Origin of the sequence: Nonomuraea phyllanthi, from assembly GCF_006334985.2 — a bacterium.
GTDB classification, from domain to species: domain Bacteria; phylum Actinomycetota; class Actinomycetes; order Streptosporangiales; family Streptosporangiaceae; genus Nonomuraea; species Nonomuraea phyllanthi.
The window spans coordinates 25273-44390 of record NZ_VDLX02000040.1; the positions used below are offsets into that span (position 1 = coordinate 25273).

20 protein-coding genes and 3 pseudogenes are annotated in these 19118 nt (G+C 66.4%); 12 read left to right on the forward strand and 11 right to left on the reverse strand.

The window, feature by feature from the left end:
• Window positions 1-4 precede the first annotated feature (4 nt).
• The gene (locus FH608_RS50055; protein WP_226900669.1) at window positions 5-439 is read left to right on the forward strand and encodes a YdeI/OmpD-associated family protein; all 435 of its coding nucleotides are present in this window, start codon (window positions 5-7) and stop codon (window positions 437-439) included.
• A 498-nt stretch (window positions 440-937) separates the two neighbouring features.
• Here FH608_RS50055 and FH608_RS50060 read toward each other — a convergent pair whose 3' ends face one another.
• The gene (locus FH608_RS50060) at window positions 938-1276 is read right to left on the reverse strand and encodes a transcriptional regulator (protein WP_193319094.1); all 339 of its coding nucleotides are present in this window, start codon (window positions 1274-1276) and stop codon (window positions 938-940) included.
• Window positions 1269-1865 (reverse strand): hypothetical protein, encoded by a 597-nt coding sequence (locus FH608_RS50065; RefSeq protein ID WP_139638280.1) that lies wholly within the window; start codon window positions 1863-1865, stop codon window positions 1269-1271. Before FH608_RS50065 ends, FH608_RS50060 begins: the two co-directional genes overlap by 8 nt.
• 213 nt (window positions 1866-2078) lie before the next feature.
• On the opposite strand from FH608_RS50065, the gene FH608_RS50070 reads away from it, so the two are divergent.
• From FH608_RS50070 to FH608_RS50085, 4 genes and pseudogenes are all read left to right on the forward strand, one after another.
• Window positions 2079-2402 (forward strand): hypothetical protein, encoded by a 324-nt coding sequence (locus tag FH608_RS50070; RefSeq protein ID WP_226900670.1) that lies wholly within the window; start codon window positions 2079-2081, stop codon window positions 2400-2402.
• Between the two features lie 290 nt (window positions 2403-2692).
• Window positions 2693-3451, forward strand: coding sequence for a hypothetical protein (locus FH608_RS50075; RefSeq protein ID WP_139638281.1), 759 nt, complete (start codon window positions 2693-2695; stop codon window positions 3449-3451).
• 257 nt (window positions 3452-3708) lie between these two features.
• A pseudogene (locus FH608_RS50080) lies at window positions 3709-4043 on the forward strand (IS5/IS1182 family transposase); the annotation flags it as partial.
• 154 nt (window positions 4044-4197) lie between these two features.
• Window positions 4198-4515, forward strand: coding sequence for a hypothetical protein (locus FH608_RS50085; protein ID WP_139638282.1), 318 nt, complete (start codon window positions 4198-4200; stop codon window positions 4513-4515).
• Between the two features lie 440 nt (window positions 4516-4955).
• Here the strand turns inward: FH608_RS50085 and FH608_RS50090 are convergent, their stop codons facing one another.
• Entirely contained in the window at window positions 4956-5237 is a 282-nt protein-coding gene (locus tag FH608_RS50090) for a hypothetical protein (RefSeq protein ID WP_139638283.1), read from the reverse strand.
• 305 nt (window positions 5238-5542) lie between these two features.
• On the opposite strand from FH608_RS50090, the gene FH608_RS50095 reads away from it, so the two are divergent.
• Entirely contained in the window at window positions 5543-6658 is a 1116-nt protein-coding gene (locus tag FH608_RS50095) for a hypothetical protein (RefSeq protein ID WP_139638284.1), read from the forward strand.
• Between the two features lie 308 nt (window positions 6659-6966).
• Here FH608_RS50095 and FH608_RS54665 read toward each other — a convergent pair whose 3' ends face one another.
• The 3 genes from FH608_RS54665 to FH608_RS50105 all read right to left on the reverse strand — a co-directional run bounded on the left by FH608_RS54665 (window position 6967) and on the right by FH608_RS50105 (window position 8544).
• Entirely contained in the window at window positions 6967-7518 is a 552-nt protein-coding gene (locus FH608_RS54665; RefSeq protein ID WP_226900671.1) for a hypothetical protein, read from the reverse strand.
• On the reverse strand, window positions 7508-7852 hold the full coding sequence (locus tag FH608_RS54670) for a DUF6193 family natural product biosynthesis protein (protein WP_226900672.1): 345 nt from the start codon (window positions 7850-7852) through the stop codon (window positions 7508-7510). Before FH608_RS54670 ends, FH608_RS54665 begins: the two co-directional genes overlap by 11 nt.
• A 158-nt stretch (window positions 7853-8010) precedes the next feature.
• Window positions 8011-8544 carry a phosphohydrolase gene (locus FH608_RS50105; protein ID WP_226900675.1) on the reverse strand — a complete coding sequence of 178 codons (534 nt, stop codon included), beginning with the start codon at window positions 8542-8544 and terminating at the stop codon, window positions 8011-8013.
• A gap of 133 nt (window positions 8545-8677) precedes the next feature.
• Here FH608_RS50105 and FH608_RS50110 point away from each other — a divergent pair, with 133 nt between their 5' ends.
• Window positions 8678-8998 (forward strand): transposase, encoded by a 321-nt coding sequence (locus FH608_RS50110; protein ID WP_226900678.1) that lies wholly within the window; start codon window positions 8678-8680, stop codon window positions 8996-8998.
• 10 nt (window positions 8999-9008) lie between these two features.
• Here FH608_RS50110 and FH608_RS50115 read toward each other — a convergent pair whose 3' ends face one another.
• Complete coding sequence (locus FH608_RS50115) at window positions 9009-9230, reverse strand: hypothetical protein (protein ID WP_139638285.1); 222 nt, start codon at window positions 9228-9230, stop codon at window positions 9009-9011.
• A 128-nt stretch (window positions 9231-9358) separates the two neighbouring features.
• Window positions 9359-9859 carry a group II intron maturase-specific domain-containing protein gene (locus FH608_RS50120; protein WP_139638286.1) on the reverse strand — a complete coding sequence of 167 codons (501 nt, stop codon included), beginning with the start codon at window positions 9857-9859 and terminating at the stop codon, window positions 9359-9361.
• 99 nt (window positions 9860-9958) lie between these two features.
• Between FH608_RS50120 and FH608_RS50125 the strand changes: the two genes are divergently transcribed.
• Window positions 9959-10746 (forward strand): IS5 family transposase gene (locus FH608_RS50125; protein ID WP_226900691.1). Its coding sequence is split into 2 segments (ribosomal slippage): window positions 9959-10292 and window positions 10292-10746, totalling 789 coding nucleotides; the frame shifts between segments, so codons are not numbered across the junction.
• 93 nt (window positions 10747-10839) lie between these two features.
• On the opposite strand, the pseudogene FH608_RS53645 reads toward FH608_RS50125, so the two are convergent.
• From FH608_RS53645 to FH608_RS54110, 3 genes and pseudogenes are all read right to left on the reverse strand, one after another.
• Window positions 10840-11268 (reverse strand): annotated as a pseudogene (locus FH608_RS53645) (reverse transcriptase domain-containing protein); the annotation flags it as partial.
• Entirely contained in the window at window positions 11177-11686 is a 510-nt protein-coding gene (locus FH608_RS53650; protein WP_226900680.1) for a reverse transcriptase family protein, read from the reverse strand. The pseudogene FH608_RS53645 and the gene FH608_RS53650, both read right to left, overlap by 92 nt.
• Before the next feature lie 529 nt (window positions 11687-12215).
• Window positions 12216-13285: pseudogene (locus FH608_RS54110) on the reverse strand (IS701 family transposase).
• A gap of 174 nt (window positions 13286-13459) precedes the next feature.
• On the opposite strand from FH608_RS54110, the gene FH608_RS50150 reads away from it, so the two are divergent.
• The 4 genes from FH608_RS50150 to FH608_RS50165 all read left to right on the forward strand — a co-directional run bounded on the left by FH608_RS50150 (window position 13460) and on the right by FH608_RS50165 (window position 18153).
• The gene (locus FH608_RS50150) at window positions 13460-13972 is read left to right on the forward strand and encodes a transposase (RefSeq protein ID WP_264372967.1); all 513 of its coding nucleotides are present in this window, start codon (window positions 13460-13462) and stop codon (window positions 13970-13972) included.
• Window positions 13969-14397, forward strand: a complete 429-nt coding sequence (locus tag FH608_RS50155; protein WP_139638289.1) for a hypothetical protein — start codon at window positions 13969-13971, stop codon at window positions 14395-14397. Before FH608_RS50150 ends, FH608_RS50155 begins: the two co-directional genes overlap by 4 nt.
• Window positions 14398-14778: 381 nt before the next feature.
• Window positions 14779-16095: an IS256 family transposase gene (locus tag FH608_RS50160; protein WP_394367752.1), complete on the forward strand. Its 1317-nt coding sequence runs from the start codon at window positions 14779-14781 to the stop codon at window positions 16093-16095.
• Window positions 16096-16416: 321 nt separating this feature from the next.
• Window positions 16417-18153: an IS1634 family transposase gene (locus FH608_RS50165; RefSeq protein WP_139638290.1), complete on the forward strand. Its 1737-nt coding sequence runs from the start codon at window positions 16417-16419 to the stop codon at window positions 18151-18153.
• The last annotated feature ends 965 nt before the right edge of the window (window positions 18154-19118 follow it).

Below are 19118 nucleotides of genomic sequence, written 5' to 3' on the forward strand. Positions count from 1 at the left end.
CGTTGTGAAGTTTCGCACCATTGTCGAGCCTCCCGAGCCCATGCGGGGATTGGAAGTTCCGCCCGAGGTGGTCGAGGCGCTCGGCGGGGGCGCGCGACCGCTGGTGACGATCACCGTCAACGAGCATTGCTGGAAGAGTCGCGTCGCCATCTTGCGCGGCCGTCATCTGCTCGGCCTCAGCAAGGGCAACCGGCAGGCCGCCGGTGTCGTGACAGGTGAGGAGGTCGAGGTCGAGCTGGAACTCGACACCGAGCCGCGCACCGTCGTCGAACCCGTGGACTTCGCCCGAGCCCTCGACGACGACCCGGCCGCCCGTGCTGCCTACGACGATCTCACCGACAGCCGCAAGCGTGAACATGTGCGCGCCATCGAGAGCGCGAAGAAGCCCGAAACACGCTGGCGGCGCATCGAGAAGGCCATCGCCGCTCTGCGGGACTGAACCCGAAACCCCATCGGCTTGCCGTTGCCTGGAGCGGCGGCGCCATCGCCGCCGACGGCACTTCGGTCAATTGGTCCGGTATCAACATCTACGGCCTGGACCAGGACGGGCTCATCCGCGAGGCCGGGGGCCTCCTTCAACCGAGCGATCTTCCAAGTGCAACTGGAGAAGTAACGCCCTGCGGAGGTGGCCAGGCCGGTCGGCGACTCGTGGTGAAGACGGATGAGGAGATCGTGGAGATTCTGGCCGCCTTCGATCTGACCGGCAGTTACCGCAGAGCCGCGGTCCTGGTCGGCTGCGATCAGCACACCGTGCCCCGTTACGTCAGCTTCGCCCGGCGTGCCAAGCTGAACGAGGGTTTCGTGCCCAAGATCGAAGAGCTCGTTGAGCAGTCGCAGGAGAAGATCGGCGCCGACCAGGTGCGCAAGCGCCTGGTCGTGCTCGGGTTCACCGGCACCGATCGGACCACCCAGCGCGCGGTGTCCGCCGAAGAGACGTTCAGTCGACGGAATACCTGGAAGGCCGGCCCGGGCCGCCTCTGGGGCGCAACCGTTCCAGGCGGCGCCAGTGCTCCATCACCGCTGCTCTTCCCTTCGTGGTCAGCTGGATCCAGGTCTCAGTCCGCTTGCCTGCAAGTTCCTTGCGCACCTGGACGATCCCGCCGTTCTCGAGCTTGGTCAGATGGGAGGAGAGATTGCCCGGTGACAGGCCCGTGACACGCTGCAGGTAGAGGAAATCGGCCTCCCTGCAGGATTCCAGGGCGGCGGTGATGGCCAGCCTGGCAGGTTCATGGACGAGCTTGTCCAGGTTGGCCAACTCCTGATAGGGCTCACTCACCGGACTCATTCCCGCCTAGCACTCGTCTGAGCAGCAGGTGGCTCCAAATCCCCAGCAGAACGGCAGCGCCACAACACACTCCCAGCAAGATCGACAAATCGGACAGGGGATGGCCGACGCCTTGGAAGGGCAGTAGCCCACCCACGATGAGGGCGACGCCCGTCAGGAGGAACGGAGGTGCGAGCGGGCGCAGCCGCCAGCCCGCCACCAGTACTCCCGCCCCCACGGCTACCGCCTCCGGGCTGAACGGCAAGGCGGGCGTGAACGTGTGCAAGGCGGCGACCGTGGCGAACACCACGCCCGTGGCCACCAAAGCCGAGCGCCCCTGCTGCCGCTGAGCCCGGACCGCGCCGTACCTGCGCCGGTAGTAACCGCTCAGCACCGGTATGGCGGCGAGTGCCGCCATCAGCCCCACCGTGGCCATGCCCCACCAGATCACCGCATCGCCTTGGCTGCCGGAGCGGGGGTCCACTACGAACAGGACGCCGAGCACCGTCAGCAAGGGCAGGACGACGAGTCCTTGGAGCATCTCGTAATGCGCAGTGACGAAGCGGACTCGTTCTAGATCGCGCACGGGGTGGTTCTGCACGCGTGCCTCCGTTCTTGACGCCATCGACCTCCACGGTAGCGCAGAGCGCTTTGCACTACAAAGCGCTCTGCGCCAGCAAGTACTACGGGCTCTGCGTCCTGCGCCTGCCGATAATTACATCCGCCCAGGTCATGGCCCTGTGAGGGCTTCGCGTGGCGTTCGCGAGCTCTGGTCACCTGGGAGGCGGAAGCGCGTACGGCAGGATGATCCGCCGTGCTCCTTCGCCTGGCCTATCTGACCGTCACGAACGCGTTCGCCGCGCTCCTGACCTCGCTGCCGCGCGAGGTCTTTCGTCGGCTGCGGCTCCTCCTCCGGTCGGACACCGTCCTGCGCTGGCACCGCGATCGGATGAAACGACGTCACGCCCATATCTGCCGGCCAAAGCGACGTGGGCGCCCACCCACGGTCGGCTCCATCCGTGCCCTCATTCTGCGTCTGGTTCGGGAGAATCGATTACCCGACCAACGTTCGGTGACGAGCCACTGGCTTTGCAAGGCGATCGCCGTCCTGCAGAACTACGAGTTGGCCCGAGGATGACAGGCCTTACTGATCAACAACGCGCTGACCTGCGGAGGCACCTCAGTAACCCAAGGCAACGATGGCGCCGATCGACGGACCTTCTCCCGAGTCTGGTCCGCGTGGACAACTTTCCCCGCGCTGGCGGCATCCCATGAACCATGAGATTTCGTACGTCACTCGCGGCACTCACCCTGACCGGCTTAACGGCGACCGCCCAGCCCGCGGCCGCTGAAACACCGGCCACAATCGCTTACGCGCAGCGGACGCAGACCTGGGAAGTGGTGCTGACCAGTGGGAAGGTGGTAGAGGTGCCGGAGGCGCTCGCCGTAGCGCCCAAGGACGCGGTCAACGGTGGGGAGCGCGCGCCGTTCCTGATCAGCGGGGACGGGCGGCACATCTTCTACTACCGGAAGAAGGACGGCCTGTTCGTGGAGCGGACCGTGCACGGCAAGGAGCGGGTGGTTGCCAAGGGCATCACGGCGTACGCCATCGGTGAGGAGTGGCCGTTCGTGTCCTATGACGGCAGCTATGTGGTCACCGGGACCTCGGGGCCGGGCCTAGGCGCCTTCGTGGACCTGCGCAAGCGCAAGGCGATGGGGACGCCGGAGAAGACAGACGCATGGGGCCTGGCCGGGTTCAGCCCGGACAGCAAGCGGCTGCTGCTGAACGGGGAGCGGATGGTCGTGTTCGACCGGGCGCTGCGGTCTCGCCTGTGGCTGAAGACGCGGCTGGCGCCGAGCGCGCTGGCGGGGGACTACACCACCTCGGCCGTGCTGGTCGGCAAGGGGGGCGAGTACCGCAAGGTGCGCCTGCTGAACCTGCACACTGGCCGCACGGGTGCCGTGGTGAGTGTGAAGCTGCCGCGCGGGCAGTACATCGACGACATTGACTTCGACCGGTCCGGGCGGCTGGTCGTGCGATCGAAGACCGCGACGGGAGTGGCGGTCTACCAGCTCTCGCCGAAGACGGGTGCGGTGAAGCTGCTGAAGGAGATCGAGCGGCCCAAGGCGGCGGTCTGGGTGCTCCCGGACGACGACGCGTACGAGCCGTGGACGGAGCGGAAGTGAGCGACCCGGGCCTTTGACCTCGTGGAAGCTGGGCGTGTCCGCCACCGCAGGGAAGGCGTCCCACAGGGCGCCGGCTGCCTCGGCCTTCAGAACCCGAAGTATCACCGTGCCGAACCAGGCTGGGCCGTCCTCGAAGCCACCATCTCGTGATCAGTGTGCAGGTCAGCAGGGGCGACGCCGGGACCGGTCGGCATGAGAAGAGGCTGTCGATAAGACAGCAGTCGACCAAGATCCGATGCCTCTACCGGAGAGCCTCGTTGCTGTCAGACCGTGCTGCGATTCCGCTGTCCAACCAAGCCCTGATCCGTCTGGCCGCGCTGATCCGCGCCCAGCGGGCCGAGCGCCGCTGCCGGTGGCGGCGCCTGAATCCGTCTCGGCAAGCCCTGCTGGTCCTGACCCACCTGAGCAATGGCGACACCTACGCGCGCGCCTGCTGGCCTACGCCATCTTGGACGGCACCCTGATACCGATCGACCGGCTGGCCGAAGAACGGCCGTACCACTCCGGCAAACACCGACGCCACGGCGTGAACGTGCAGGTCCTGGCCGATCCGGTCGGTCGGCTGGTGGGGCTTCCACCAAGGCCAGGTAGTTAAGGCTTTCGCGGTGCTGTCAAGGCGTGGTTCTTCCCGGGTTCCGCAGTTGGTAGTCACACGTGAGCCCGAAATTGAGGGTTGACCTGGAGGAACGCGTGCAGGGCCCGGCGTTTGGACAGTCGCCGGCAGCGTTCACCTAGGAAGCTGCGGTATGGGAGATCGCGGCCACGACCTCGCCGAGCGTGGCGGCCAGCCACGGGTTACCCTTCCCGGTGGAACCGCGGGCTTGGTCGGTGAACGGCGGGATGCACTCGTCGACGCGGCTGCTGACCTGCGCGATCCGGGCGTCGAGTTCGCCGATGCGGTTCGCTACGAGATGCAGCGGATCTTTTATCTGCTGGTCAGCAGCGGCCTGGCCGGCACGACGAGCCGGCTTGGACAAGGCTTGACCGGGCATGGGACCCCGTTGACCAGCGGTGCTGTGCAGGCCTTCTGGCTTGACCTTCGTATGGTGGTCTTTGGGGCCTGAGTTGACAGTGACGGGTCTTAATGATCTACCGCGTTACACGGTTCGTACACAAGAGCAACCACCGAGCAACCAACCGTGATCAACAACGAGATTGGAGGCCGGTGAGAACCGAGAAACCCCAGGTCGAACGCGGTATTGAAGAGTAGGGCGGGTGGGACTTGAACCCACGACCCACGGATTATGAGTCGGTTCCCTCGATGTCGCTCAGTGTCGCGGAGTGACATTTTCTATCGCTGTGGACGGAATTCTCCCCGCCGTCGTGTCGGGAAGTAATGATGGATGCCGTGCTGTATCGCGTACAGGCGAGCAACCACCGAGCAACCATGTGTTCTTGACCATCACCATTATGTGCCGTTTGTCCCTTTCTCGTCACGGCCATGTGCCGTGACCATGCCTCGACCCTCACCGCAGCTGAACACGGACGAGCAACCATCGAGCAGTCATGGGATGAACGCCACGGCGATCAGGGCGCGGGCGCTTCGGCCGTCCCGCCAGGCCAGCCACGCCGAGATCGCTAGCATGGCGGGGCTGGCGGCCACCCAGACCGCGGTTAGCCATGCCCAGAACGTCGACTGGTCCAGGCCCTCGGGGGAGCGCGCCCACGCCAGCACGTCGGGGAACGACAGCCACACGATCAGCACCGTGCCCATCACGGCGCCCGCGCCTTGCAGGGCCAGCAGTAACCGCGAACCTCGCGGCTCGTTCGGCGGCGTCTCGCTCAACGGGACCTCCCCGCGGTTGGCTGCACCCCGCAGTCTGAAGGTCGTCAGCAAACCCGGCCATCCCGGCAAAAGCCACGATTCCGGACCCTCATCCGCACCGCTGAAGCGCACGCTCAGCCCGCGCGCGGGATATGCGGCCAACGCCGCCAGCGTCGGGTTAGAGGTCGTGGAGGATCGTGTCGGCCCTCCACTCCCGAATATGGCCCCAGCCCCAAAGTAGGTTCTGATCGGCCCTCCGCTCACGAAGGCCCAGCAGGTTAGCGTGGGTGATCTTGAATATGACGCAAGCGTGCGATAATCCGCCGATGCCTTCACCCGTGGATGCCGTCGTCGCCGCCGAGATCGAGGATCTGCTCGCCGTCCCCGTCGCCCGCTTGGAGGAGCTGGATGGGCACCCCTGGGTGCTCCGCGCCCACCTCGCCGACGGCTCCCCTATCATCGTCAAGCGCCTGCGTCCCGGCGGCTACGGCCTGCGTTCCGCCGCGGAGTTGATGCGCTGCGAGCGCGCCGCGCTGGAGCTGCTCGACAAGGACTTGGGCCTCGCCCACCTGGGGCCGCGGCTGCTCGCGGCGGAGCCCGACACCCAGATGCTGGTGATCGAGGACCTCGGCCCACGCACCGAGCTTGCCCGGCTGCTGCGCCACAACGGCCTCACCCCGGAGCTGGACGACCGGCTCACCGATTTCGCCGCCGCCGAGGGCGAGATCGCCGCCGCCTCCGCCAGCCGCGCCGCGGACTTCGCCACGCGCCGCGCCGAGCTGGGCACCCCGGCGCAGGGACTCGACGACGGAGAGCACGCCTGGACCGGGCTGTGGCGCACCGCGCCCGAGCGGGCCGCGGAGTTCGGCGTCCCGATGCCGGACGCCGCGGAGCGCGACCTGCGGGCCGCTGGGGCCGAACTCGCCGAGCCCGGGCCGTTCCTGGCCTTCACCAACGGCGACCCCGAGGCGAACAACTATCTCACCATGCCGGACGGCGACGGTCGGCTGATCGACTTTGAGGGGGCGGGCTTCCGCCATGCGCTCACTGCCGCGGCCGGGTTCGCCGTCCCCGGCTCACTGTGGATGGCGGTCTGCGGGGAGCGCCAGATCGCCGCGTTCCGCACTGCCCTGGCGCGCGGCATCCCCGAAGCCGAGGACGACCGGCGGTTCGGGTTCGGCCTCGCCTCGGCGGCTGCGGTCTGGACGGCGATCCGCTCCAACGACCTGCGCAAGCGGGAAGCGCGCGAGCCCGGCGACGACTCCCGGATCCAGCTGGTGGCGGGCCTGGAAGCCGGGGCGCGCACCGCGGACGCCTACGGGGTCTTGCCCCACTTCGCCGCCTGGTGCCGGTCGACGGCCGAGGTGCTGCGCCGCTGCTGGCCCGACACCGACGTGGACACTGCGACCATTGCGCCCTACACCTGGAGGTCGCGGCCCTAGCCAAGTGCACACGGGCCGAAGCCTTCGGTGTCCTCAAATGAAGGTTTTCCGACAGGCCGCTCGACCGGCTCCCGAGGCCCCGGAAACAGGACACTACGGGATGAAATCTCGCTCCGGGTGGCTGATTTCGAGCGCTGATTGACGACAGGATTTCCCAACAGATAGAAGGGGGTTCCGTCCCTTCCCCGAGGAGTGCCGGTGCGGATCGTCTACAGGTGCCACCGGAATACGGCAGAAACGGGCCGCGAGTCGGGTTAGCAGCAGGTCAACGGCGGTTGGTGCTCGACGTCCGGTCTGCGATGGACAACTCAGAGGTCGCGGCCGTCCTTGCTGGCGCGGTGCCACGCGGCCTCAAATTCGTCTCTGCTGATCTCCAGGTCCTTCAGCTCGGGGTCGAAGAGGTCCACGACGGGCGGGTTGAAGGTCCAGTCATCCGGATCGCTCTTGAGGGTGTCCCCGTCTTCGGTCAGTTCGACCTGTCTCAGCCGGCGCCCGTCGGATCCGATCTCCATCAGGTAGACGGCCGGATCTACACCGTCATCGCCGTCCCATCGGCGCCGCAGGTACACGATGGTGCGGTCGGCCAACGCGCCGAAGCCGGGCAGATGCCGTTGCTTCTGCCGCTTGGCGTGCAGGTCGTCCAGGCCCGCGGGCATGCTCGGCGCATCGACATCGGCTTCTTCGAGGTTCCAGGCCGCGGCTTGCTCGATCGCTTCAGAGGTCTCGATCACCTCCACTTCCGCGAACGTCCCCAGCACCTCACGAGCTGATCGCGCGCGGACCCACCACCACGAACCGCCCATGCCGTAGTCGTGCAAGATCAGGAACCGCTGTTTTGTGGAGCCGCCCTTACTGATCACGAGCGCCTTCTTCCACGCTGTCGACCGCTGGGCCGAGCCCGGCCGGAAGGTTGGCGACGGCCAAGGCCACAGCGGCGTCCGCGGTGTCGGTGACCCCGATGACCTCGGGACTTCGAGGATGAAGAACGCGGAACCGGCCGTCACGAAGGGGTTCGATCGAAGGCGCCCGGACCGACCAGGGATGGCTCGCGCGGCTGCTGAAGCACAGCCGGAAATGGCTGGTGAAGGGGTAGAGCTGCCGGAGTGTCGGTTCGCTCCGGCAGCCTCGATCAAAGCCACCACGTCCGGATAGGCCCTGCCGGGATGTACGGCCTGGTGCCGCTCGCGATCCCACCGCCAGACGAGCAGCAGCTGCTGCCAGCGGGTCGCAACGGCTTCGGTCGGGCCGCGCAGACGCGCAGCGGCAAGGTTGGGAAGCTGCGGCCTCGGCGGAATGCTCGGCATCTGGCTGGAGGCGTCGGAGTTCATCGTCATCGTGCGTCGCCGGCTTCTTCAGCTATGGATGGGGAAAGACGCCTGGAACGCCAGGCGTTCATCGGCCCGGTCACCGATACGGGACAGCACCTCATCGAGCGCGATGAACTCCTCCCACGCCGGCTGACCGGTCGCCTCGGACAGCCGAGCCACGATCAGATCCTCGAGATCCGGCACGCGCTTGTTCTTCCAGATCTTGTCGGCGAGGCTCACCAAGAGATCTTCCAGGCCGGCATCGGATCGTGTCCATGATGCGTGTGTGGCGGCGAAGCGGGCGAGGTCCGGGCAGACGCCGCGGGACAGCAGGAGGGCCTGACCGGTGTCCTCATGAGCCGATCCGGGACCGGAAAGCTCGGAAACATGGACGGCCTGCCCGACATCGTGCGTCGCCGCCCCGAACAACACCGCCTCGCGGTCGAAGGACAAGGCCAGGTAGCGCCCCTCCACCCACTCGACCAACTCGTGCGCGACATCGTGAACGGCCCGCAGGTGCGCCGCAAGCCGCTGCGGGCTGCCCAGATCCGACAGAAGATCCGCGATGTGATCCGGCAAAGGAAGCAGGGGCGGATCGACTGCACCTTTCAGAGGGCGGTCCGTGGGTCTATGTCGTTGATGTCGCAGTGTGATCGAGTGAATCTGTAGCGTTATGCCCTGCTGGTGGGCGTGGACATGCTGAGATGGCCGGGTGAGCGAACGCAAGCCGTACGCGACGGACTTATCCGATGAGCGGTGGTCCCTGATCGAGCCGGTGATCACGGCATGGAAGGCCGCGCACCCCTCGGTCAGCGGCCACCAGGGCAAATACGAGATGCGGGAGATCGTCAACGCGATCCTGTACCAGAGCCGGACCGGCTGCCAGTGGAACTTGCTGCCCCATGACCTGCCACCTCGCAGCGCGGTCATGTGCTACTACAACGCCTGGCGTAAGGACGGCACCGACCAGGCCATCCACGACCTGCTGCGCTTCCAGGTGCGGGAGAAGAAGGCACGATTAGTACTCCAGTGACACTTCTCGATCATGGTTCGGATCTGCGCTGGTAGTGGCAGTGTCGGGCTCTCGCTTGGTGACGGCGGCGCCAGTCCGACCAGCGCATGATGGCCGTGACCGTGTGGGCTGTGGTCAGCGCGAGCGTGGCCAGTAACCGGCGGATCTCGGGCAGCGTCAGGGGGATGCGGTCGTCAGGGGTGCTGGTTGGCTGGGCCGCGGCGATCGCGGCCAGCAGGGCCAGCGCGAGCATGGCCAGGGTGTTGGGTCGAGCCGGGGCGCGGTGTCTTCGTTTCTGAGGATCCGTTTCCCCGGCCCGCCCGCCGAACCCGCCGTGCGACTCTCACCGCAGCGGGCTCTCCACGAAGCCATGCCGCTGGATCAGGCGTATGCCGAGGTTGTCCATGGTGTGGGGATCTGTCGGCCTCGGTAGCGGTAGCGTGTGATCGCGACCGTGTTGGGGTCGAACATGGTGATCCCGCTCTGCGCCGGTCGTCCTCCTGAGAGGTGTCGGCGGCGCAGCCGTGCCCACGAGATGCCGGGGTGTCGTTTGCGAAGCCAGGCGGCGACTCGCCGCCAGGCGTATTCCTCCACATAGCGGAAGGTCGCGGCGGACACTCCATGCCGGAAGTAGGCGCACCATCCCCGCAGCGTTGAGTTGAGCTGGCGCAGCAGGTTGGACAGGTGCCGGTGTTTGGATCTGCCGGTTAACGCCCGCACCTTGTCCACGATGGAGGCCAGCGCCTTCTTCGACGGATAGGTGTAGACGTAGTGACGATTGGTGCCTCGCTTCCGTCGACGCTGGATGCGCCAGCCCAGGAAATCGAAGCCCTCATCGAGGTGGACCACGTGTGTCTTGGACGCTGACAGGCGCAGGCCCATCGGCGCCAAGGCTAAGAAGTCCTAACAAAATGATCTAGGAATACTGGTGATCGGTTCCGAGTTGATCACGGCGTGAGGAAGGGCGAGCAGCCACCGTGGATCGTCCCGGATGAGTTGTGGGCGCGGATCCAACCGCTGTTGCCGGTGGTGCCCCGCCGGGCCGATCACCCAGGACGTAAGCGGCTGGATGACCGTAAGGTGCTGTCAGGAATCTTGTTCGTGCTCTACACCGGGATCGCCTGGGAGTTCCTGCCGCAGGAGCTGGGCTTCGGCTCGGGGATGACCTGCTGGCGCCGACTGCGGGACTGGCACGCCGCCGGGGTGTGGCAGAAGCTGCACGAACTGCTGCTGGCGGAGTTGCACGCCGCCGGTCGGCTGGACTGGTCCAAGGCGGTGATGGACAGTTCCCACGTCCGGGCGCTGAAGGGCGGCCCAAAACGGGTCCGAGCCCGGTCGATCGAGCAAAGACGGGCTCAAAGCATCATGTCATCGCCGACGGCAACGGCATCCCTCTCGCCCTCAGCCTGACCGGCGGCAACCGCAACGACGTCACCCAGGTCATGCCGCTGCTCCGCTCGATCCCGCCGGTGCGAGGGCGGCGTGGCCGACCCCGCCGGCGACCCAAGATGTTGTACGCCGACAGGGGATATGACCATGACAAGTACCGGCGCATGGTCTGGGCCACCGGCGTCAAGCCGGTCATCGCCCGCCGGGGTACCGAGCACGGCTCTGGCCTGGGCGTCCACCGGTGGGTGATCGAGCAGACGATCGCGCTGCTGCACTGGTTCCGCCGCCTGCGCATCCGCTGGGAGATCCGCGACGACATCCACGAGGCGTTCATGACCCTCGCCGCCGCGATCATCTGCTGGCGACGCCTCATCCGATAAGTCCTTTGTTAGGACCTCTAAGGCCGCCTCATCGCGCAGTGCTTCGGCGTGCGCCTGGGCGCCGGAGACCATGATCACCCAGTCGTCCGCGTAGCGGACCAGGCGCCAGTTTCCGAGCCCGTTGCGGCGTCGTTTCTTGCGCTGCGCGTTCGTGGCCATCTCGCGCTGCCAGTGCTGCTCGAAGTGCTCATCGAGCACCGAAAGCGCGATGTTGGCCAAGAGCGGGGAGAGAATGCCCCCTTGCGGCGTGCCGGTCAAGGTGTGCTCCTCGCTGCCGTCGGTGCGCATGACACCGGCTCTGAGGAACGCCTTCACCAGGGCCAGGACACGCTTGTCCGCGATGCGCCCGCGCACCCGCTCCATCAGGGCTGAGTGCGAGATCTCATCGAAGCACGCCTCGATATCCGCCTCCAGGACCCACTCATAAGAGCTAGTTCCCAGCAGGTGGATCTCGGCGATGGCGTCCTGAGCCCGGCGCTTGGGGGCGGAACCCGTAGGAACACGGGACGAAATCCGCCTCAAAGATCGGCTCCAAAACCAGTTTCAGGGCCGCTTGCACGACCCGGTCGGCCACGGTCGGGATGCCCAGACGGCGGAGTTTCCCGTTCGCCTTGGGTATCTTCGCCTCCCGCACTGGTTGCGGGGAGAACGTCTGCGTCTTGATCTGCAGGCACAGCCGTTCCAGGAATGTCTCTTCCCGGCCCGACAGTCGCACGGCGTGGGCGGTGATGTCGTCCACCCCTGGGCTGCGGGCACCCCGGTTGCCGCGTACCCGGTCCCACGCGACCAACAGGAAGGCGGGATCGTGCACGAGGTTGAACAGATCGTCGAACCGGCGGCCGGGATCCTCGCCCGACCAGCGGTGCAGTTTCGTCTGGATCTCCAGTACCCGCCGCTCGGCTCGAACCAGCCGGGCGTCCGGATCAACGGTATTCACCATTGCGCTCCTGGTCTTCCAGTCCTCCGTCTGCGGATTCGCTGCCGTCCTTCGCCATGCGACCGGCTCTCCCGATCTCGGACTACTACGACGGCTCCGCCCCGCCCGGATGCTGCTAGTGGACGACGCACCTGCCCACCACCGACCTGGCCGGCCGGAGGAGAGGGAGGCACCCGGGTGGTTCCCACGTTCACCAAGGAATCGATCAACAGGCGTGGTGCCCGGCTATGCCCCTGCGGTCTCGCCACGAGTACGCCGCAGGCATTCCCCGTGGCCTCCCGACCGGCCACATCAACCGGCCCAGAAGTTCCCCGCCGGATCACCCGGCAGGTGCGCACCGCGATCCAGCCCCTATCCGCCAGGTTCGAGCTGGTGGCACTCTTGAGAAGCTTTACACGCCGGTTCCTCACGTACACCGTCCTGTCTCGCTTGCCGGACCCGCACCGTCTGGCAGTACCGATACGTTCCGTCGTTGTCGGGGCCGCTTGCCACCCTCACCGGCGTCTCCCGGCTCGGGCTACCCCCAGCTTCACTACGCTGCTGCGACAGCGCAGCGGCGAAGGTCTCCCACCTCCACTCGATCCCTCAGCGCCTCGTGGCGCACGATGTGCCGGTGCCAGGCCGTCCAACCGCGCACCTGGTAGTGGTCCAGCCCGACCTGGCTCTTTGCAGCTTGGAAAGACTCCTCCACCGCCCAGCGGCTTCCGGCGATCTTGACCAGGGTCATCAGGGGCTGCCGGGTGGGCGCGTAGCAGCGGTAGAAGGCCAGCTCGCCGGTGGTCAGGTTGCGCCGGATCAGCAGCCACCGATATCCCTCCATCTCACTCTCGTCGATGCGTGCCCAGGCCCAGGCATACCAGCGCGGCCCCTTGCCCCCCTGACCGGCGCAGTAGCGGTGCCAGTGCCGATCGGCCACCCTTGTTGCGACCTCGGCCGCGCTGACCTGGACGCCTTCGAGATCGACCCGCCGGTTGCCCGCGATGGCCAGCACGTACCCGATGCGGCGCGCTTCCAGGGCGGCGCGCAGGCACGGGTCTTGCCCGTAGACCTCATCGCCGGTCACCCAGCAGGCGGGCACGCCCGCGTCCAGCGCGGCCAGGATCATCTGCGTGGCCAGCGCGGGCTTGGTGGCGAAAGCGATCTCGTCCGGGACGCCGGCTGCCTGGCACCGGTCGGGGTCGGCCAGCCAGGTGTGTTCGGGAGGTAGAGCCGCCGATCCAGCAGGGCCCGGCCGCGTGGGGTGGCCTAGGCGAGGAACACCCCGATCTGGCAGTTCTCGATCCGGCCTGCGGTGCCGCTGTATTGCCGCTGCACCCCGGCCGAGCGGGTGCCTTTCTTGACGAAGCCGGTCTCATCGGCGATCAGCACGCCGCCCGGGCCGAGCCGGTCAACGACGAAGGCGCGCACGTCATCGCGTACGGCGTCGGCGTCCCAGCGGGAGGTGCGTAGCAGCCGCTGCAGGGCCTGCGGGCCAAGCAGTCCGGCGTGTTCGGCCAGGTTCCAGCAGTTCTTGCGGTCGATGTCGGCCAGCAGCCCGCGCACGTAGGCGCCGGCAGCGCGGCGTGGTTCGACGCGGCCGAATCGGCCGGCGATCCGGGCCATCAACTCGTTGAAGATGACCATCCAGCCGTCAGGGTCTACGCTGTGGTCCGCGGCCACCGCACGATCTTTGGTTGTCTTCACAAACTCCGAATGATCACGCGGTGGCCGTTGCCATGTGACCCCGAACCCTCAAGATCGCGAAGTGTCACTGGAGTATTAGCCGACCCCAGCCTGGTGGTGCTCGACACCCAGAGCGTGCGCGCCGCAGCCGGCGTCCCCAAGGCCACGACCGGACGGGATGCGGCCAAGAAGGTACCGGGTCGCAAGCGCGGGATGGCCGTGGACGTGCTGGGCCTGGTCATCGCGGTGGTGGTCGCGGCAGCCTCGATCCACGACAACGCCATCGGTAACGCTCTGCTGGACCGAGTCGCCGCCGCCACTGCGCCCGGCAGCGTCCGCACTGCCCTGGTCGACCAAGGATTCAAGAACGCGGTGGTCGCCCACGGCGCCACTCACGGCATCAACGTGAAGATCGTCGAACGTAACGCCGCCGAGGCCGGGTTCGTCCCTCAGCCCAAGCGGTGGGTGGTGGAGCAGACCTACGGCACGATGTCCCTGCACCGGCGCCTGGTACGCGACTACGAACACGATCCGGCCAGTTCCGAGTCACGGGTGTACTGGGCGATGACCGACGTGATGACCCGCCGGCTGACCAGCCCTTCCACCCCTGCCTGGCGCGACACGTGAGCACCCCGGACCCCGGCGCGTGGCTGCTGGACCGGATCGACGCCCGCGAGAAGACGCTGACCAGCCACATCGAACAGATCCAAGCTCAGATCGCGGAGTTGACCGCCCGCCTGCGGGACCTCGACCAGGACCTCGATCATCTGCGGATCACCCGCAAGACCTTGCTCGTCCTGGCCGGCGAGCCGGCTCCGGCATCCCCGCCACCACCGGCTCCCGCAGTGCCCGGCCATCCCGCCTACCAGCAGATTCTCACCCTCATGGCCGACATCGGTCAGCCCTCACGAGCGCGTGACCTCTGCCTGGCCCTGGACCTGCCCCTGGCGCGTAAGAACATCGAAAACACCCGCGCCAAGCTCAAGCGCCTGGTCAGCCTGGGCATTCTCATGGAGATCGAGCCAGGATTGTTCGCCCAGCCGCGTCCATAGCCCGGCAACAAGCCCGTGACCAGCCCTCCACATACAGCACAAGCGATCAAAGGGACATCAGCTCGCGAACCGCCCTCTCATGCCTGATCATCAGGCCCAGGACATAGGACTTACTCGTCTAGGGAAACGCCTTGCAGGCGGACTGCCGACGGAGCTGCTGGCGCTGGTGTAACCTCTGGAGAACTGCATGCTGACCAGTGGTTCTTCCGAAGGAGTCGACCGCTGGCCCCCTGACCAGGGCAGCTCGCATGTGCATCGGAGTTCCGGCGTGATGGCGGCAGCCGCTGAGCTGCATAAACCCTGCCCTAGAGAAACGCCTCGCCGGGTAGCCAGGGTCTGTACGGTCACTGGTGTAACTCCTGATCAAGGAGAACGCACCTGATGAGTACTGTGATCCAGGCATCGACGGAGATCGACCTGGAGGACGCCGGCGTGGCGCGCAAGCAGCCCAAGGAGACCAAGGCCAAGGAGTCGGATAGGGAGCTGGTGGAGCGGCTGGTCGACCAGGCCCGCGCCGAGGGCGTGGAACTGGTCGGCGAGAACGGACTGCTGGGCCGGCTGACCAAGCTGGTGCTGGAGTCCGCGCTGGAAGGCGAGATCACCGACCATCTGGGCTACGACAAGCACCAGCGCTCCGGTGGCGAGACGACCAACAGCCGCAACGGTGCCCGGTCCAAAACGGTGATCACCGATGTTGGGCCGGTCGAGATCACTGTGCCACGCGATCGGGACGGCAGCTTCGAACCGAAGATCGTGCGTAAGCGGCAACGCCGCCTGTCCGGCGTCGATGAGATGGTCATCTCGCTGGCCGCCAAAGGCTTGACCACCGGGGAGATCTCCGCGCACCTGGCCGAGGTCTACGGCGCCGAGGTTTCCAAGCAGACCATCTCCACCATCACCGACAAGGTGCTGGAGGGCATGGCCGAATGGCAGAACCGGCCTCTGGATGCGGTTTATCCGGTGATCTTTGTCGACGCCATCCACGTGAAGCTGCGCGAGGGCCAGGTCGCCAATCGGCCCATCTACGTGGCGATGGCCGTCACCGTCGATGGCGAGCGCGACATCCTCGGGCTGTGGGCCGGCGACGGTGGCGAGGGCGCGAAGTTCTGGCTGCATGTGCTGACCGAGATCAAGAACCGCGGCGCCACTGATGCGCTGATGGTGGTCTGCGACGGCCTGAAGGGGCTGCCGCAGGCCATCGAAAGCGTCTGGCCGCAGGCTGTCGTTCAAACATGTGTGGTGCATCTGCTGCGCGCGTCGTTCCGGTACGCGGCCCGCCAGCACTGGGACGCCATCGCCAAGGCGCTCAAGCCGGTCTACACCGCGCCGACCGAGGCCGCCGCCCTGGAACGGTTCTACGAGTTCGCCGAACTGTGGGGCGGCAGGTATCCGGCGATCGTGAAGTTGTGGGAGGACGCCTGGGCCGAGTTCGTGCCCTTCCTCAACTTCGATGCCGAGATCCGCCGGGTGATCTGCTCGACCAACGCCATCGAGTCGGTCAACGCCCGGATCCGGCGGGCGGTCAAGGCCCGTGGCCACTTCCCGAACGAGCAGGCCGCGCTCAAGTGCGTCTACATGGCGATCATGAGCTTGGACCCGACCGGCAAGGGCCGCAAACGCTGGGTCACGCGCTGGAAAGCCGCTCTGAACGCCTTCGCCATCACCTTCGAAGGCCGCCTGACCCCGACCACCCGCTAATCAAACAAGATCGAGATACACCACTGACTGGACACACCCGGTAGCCATGCGCGTTTTCCCAGCTCAAGCGCCGTTTTGAGCCTCTAGGGCGCGCGAATTGTGCGGAACCCCGGAGTGAGGTGGTAGGTGTTTGTTGCCCTGGGGTAGCGATCATGTACCCGGGTTCCGCAGTTCGTAGTCACACGAAGCGAGTGGGCAGCGAGAATCTCCAGGTAGATGACCTGTAGCGAGCGTCGAGGTACCGCGAAGGACTGAGAGTGTAGTAACACGACTTTGAATATTTCTGGTACGTGAGCTCAGGGGTCGTGGTTGTGTGTAGTCATGTACTTGCGGTTCACGCAGCGAGCCAACGCCGACGGCAGCGTCGTCCGATACGTCGCCCTGGCGCACAACCGGCGCGTGGACGGCAAGATCAAGCCGGACGTGCTGATGAACCTGGGCCGGGTGGACCGCCTGGACGTGACCGGGCTACTCGGGCTGGCGGCCTCCATCCGTAAGCACTTCGGTGGCGGTCTGGACGACTCCGGCCAGATCGATGACGCGGCCGATGACGCCGTCGAGGTCGGCCGGCATGCGGGCAGCGCGCCGATCGAGGTGGTCGATTCCCGCCCGGTCGGCGCCGTCTGGCTGCTGGAGGGCCTGTGGCGGCAGCTGGCCGTCGCCTCGGCGATCAAGAAGGCGGCCGACGGCCGGCGCTTCACCACCAACATGGAACGGGTGCTGTTCGCCCTGGTCGCCAACCGTGCGATCGCGCCGATGAGCAAGCTGTCGGCCGCCGAATGGGCCAGCCAGGACGTGATCATCCCCCACCTGGCGGCGATGGACGACGATCAGGCCTATCGGGCGATGGACCTGCTGGTGGAGGCCGACACCCAGGGCGAGGTTCAAGAGGCCGTGTTCTTCGCCGTCGCCCACCTGCTCAACCTCGAAGTCGACCTGCTGTTTTTCGACACCACCTCCACCTACTTCGAACGCGATGAGCAAGAGGACGGCGAGCAGGCGTTCCGCACCTACGGCAAGTCCAAAGACCATCGCGACGACCTACCGCAGATCGTCATCGGGCTGGCAGTCACCCGCGAGGGCATCCCGGTGCGGGTGTGGTGCTGGCCCGGCCACACCAACGACCAGAGCGTGCTGGCCGAGATCAAGGACGACATGCGCGCCTGGAAGCTAGGCCGCGTGATCACCGTGGTCGACCGCGGCTTCTCCAGCGCCGACAACCTGGCATACCTGCGCCGCGCGGGCGGCCACTACATCGCCGGGATGCGCATGCGCGACGGCGGCGCCCTGGTCGAGCAGGCACTCTCGCGTCAGGGCCGCTACCAGCAGGTGCGCGACAACCTGCGCATCAAGGAGGTCCGCCTCGACGGCGCCGGCGACGTCAGGTTCATCATCTGCCACAACCCCGACCAGGAACAGCGCGACCGGCAGCACCGCGAGCAGGCCATCGCCCGGATCGAGGCCGAACTGGAGCGGATCAAGGCTCAGCGCGCGCGGGAAGCCGGGCGCGAGCTGAACGCCAAGGCCCGCGACAAGGCCGAGGCCGCCCACGTCCGCGCCGAGTGCGCGCTACGCGACCATCCCACCCTCAAGCGGTGGATCCGCCAGCAGAAGAACGGACGCCTGGTCATCGACCGGGCCAAGGTCAAGGCCGAAGAACGACTGGACGGCAAGTACCTGCTGGCCACCAGCGATCCCGACATCAGCACCGAAGACGCCGCATTCGGCTACAAGAACCTCCTCGAAGCCGAGCGAGGCTTCCGGGATATGAAGTCCGAACTGCTTCTGCGCCCGGTCTTCCACCGGCTCGAACACCGCATCCGCGCGCACGTGCTGATCTGCTGGCTGGCCCTGCTGCTGACCCGGGTAGCCGAACGCGGATGCGGGCAAAGATGGCCCCCGATCAACCGCGAATTGTCCCGTCTGTCCCAGGTCACCCTCGCCGGACCGGCTGGAACCGTCATCCACACCACCCCGCTACGACCCGCACAACGAGCCATCTACCAGGCACTTTCCATCACGCCACCGGCCCGGGTCTCCGTCTTCGAACCCGCCTGACCCGACCGGCACCCGACTGCGGAGGGCGTAAGCACACGACCCTCTACGGCCCTGCACGCGTTCCCCCAGGTCAACCCCCAATTTCACGCTCACGTGTGACTACCAACTGCGGAACCCGGGATGTACATCTTCACGGAGTTGCTCACTGATCGCCGCGGCCCAGGTATATACGACGGGGACGGCTGTGGGCAGTCTTTATTTCTCCCTGGGAACGCGGACGGCCCCCTGCGCCAACAGGAGGCCGTCGGTGCTGCATGAACTGCCCTTCTACCGGAAGAGAGCCCAGCATTGGAGAGGGTACCCGAGGCGTTCGAAGATCATCCCCATCCTGACGGGCACGGTGTCGTGCCCGCCGCCCATCATGAACGCCCCCTCTGGTGAGCCGCGGGCTTCGGCCCGCCGGCTCAAGGCGAGGCATAGACCCACCTGGCCTTGGATGGGCAGAGTCTCCCTTGCCGGTGCTGGGGTGGGCGGGGTGTTCATTCATCCTGCTGTCGGTTGGCTGATCGCCGGTGTGCTCGCCGTCGCGGTGACGGCGGCACTCGTGGTGGTTGGTGTGGCGGTACTACGGCCCGGTCCACTGGAGTCGCCATTCGCGCGTCTGCTGCGCCTCCTGTCTCTGCTTCTTGATCGGCAGAGCCTACCGGGACGGTGATGAAGGCCATCAAGAAGTCTGAGCCCTACCTCCCATCGTTGGCACTGCACCGGATAAGGCAGAGCTACTGATTCTCCAGTCAGCGTAGGCCTCAAAACCATTGGCCTATAACGGAGCGTTACATGACGAATAGGCGTAGTTTCTGATTTGTGATGATTGGTCGCCTTGTCGGGATCGTCGGATTTTCTTAGGTTGATCTTCAGAACGTGATCAGCTCCGAGCTGCGTGATCCTGTGGGGGCGTGGTGGGGAGTGGCGAGTGCTGCCTTGCTGGTGTCCTTCGTTGTGGGTCGGAGTGTGATGACGTATGC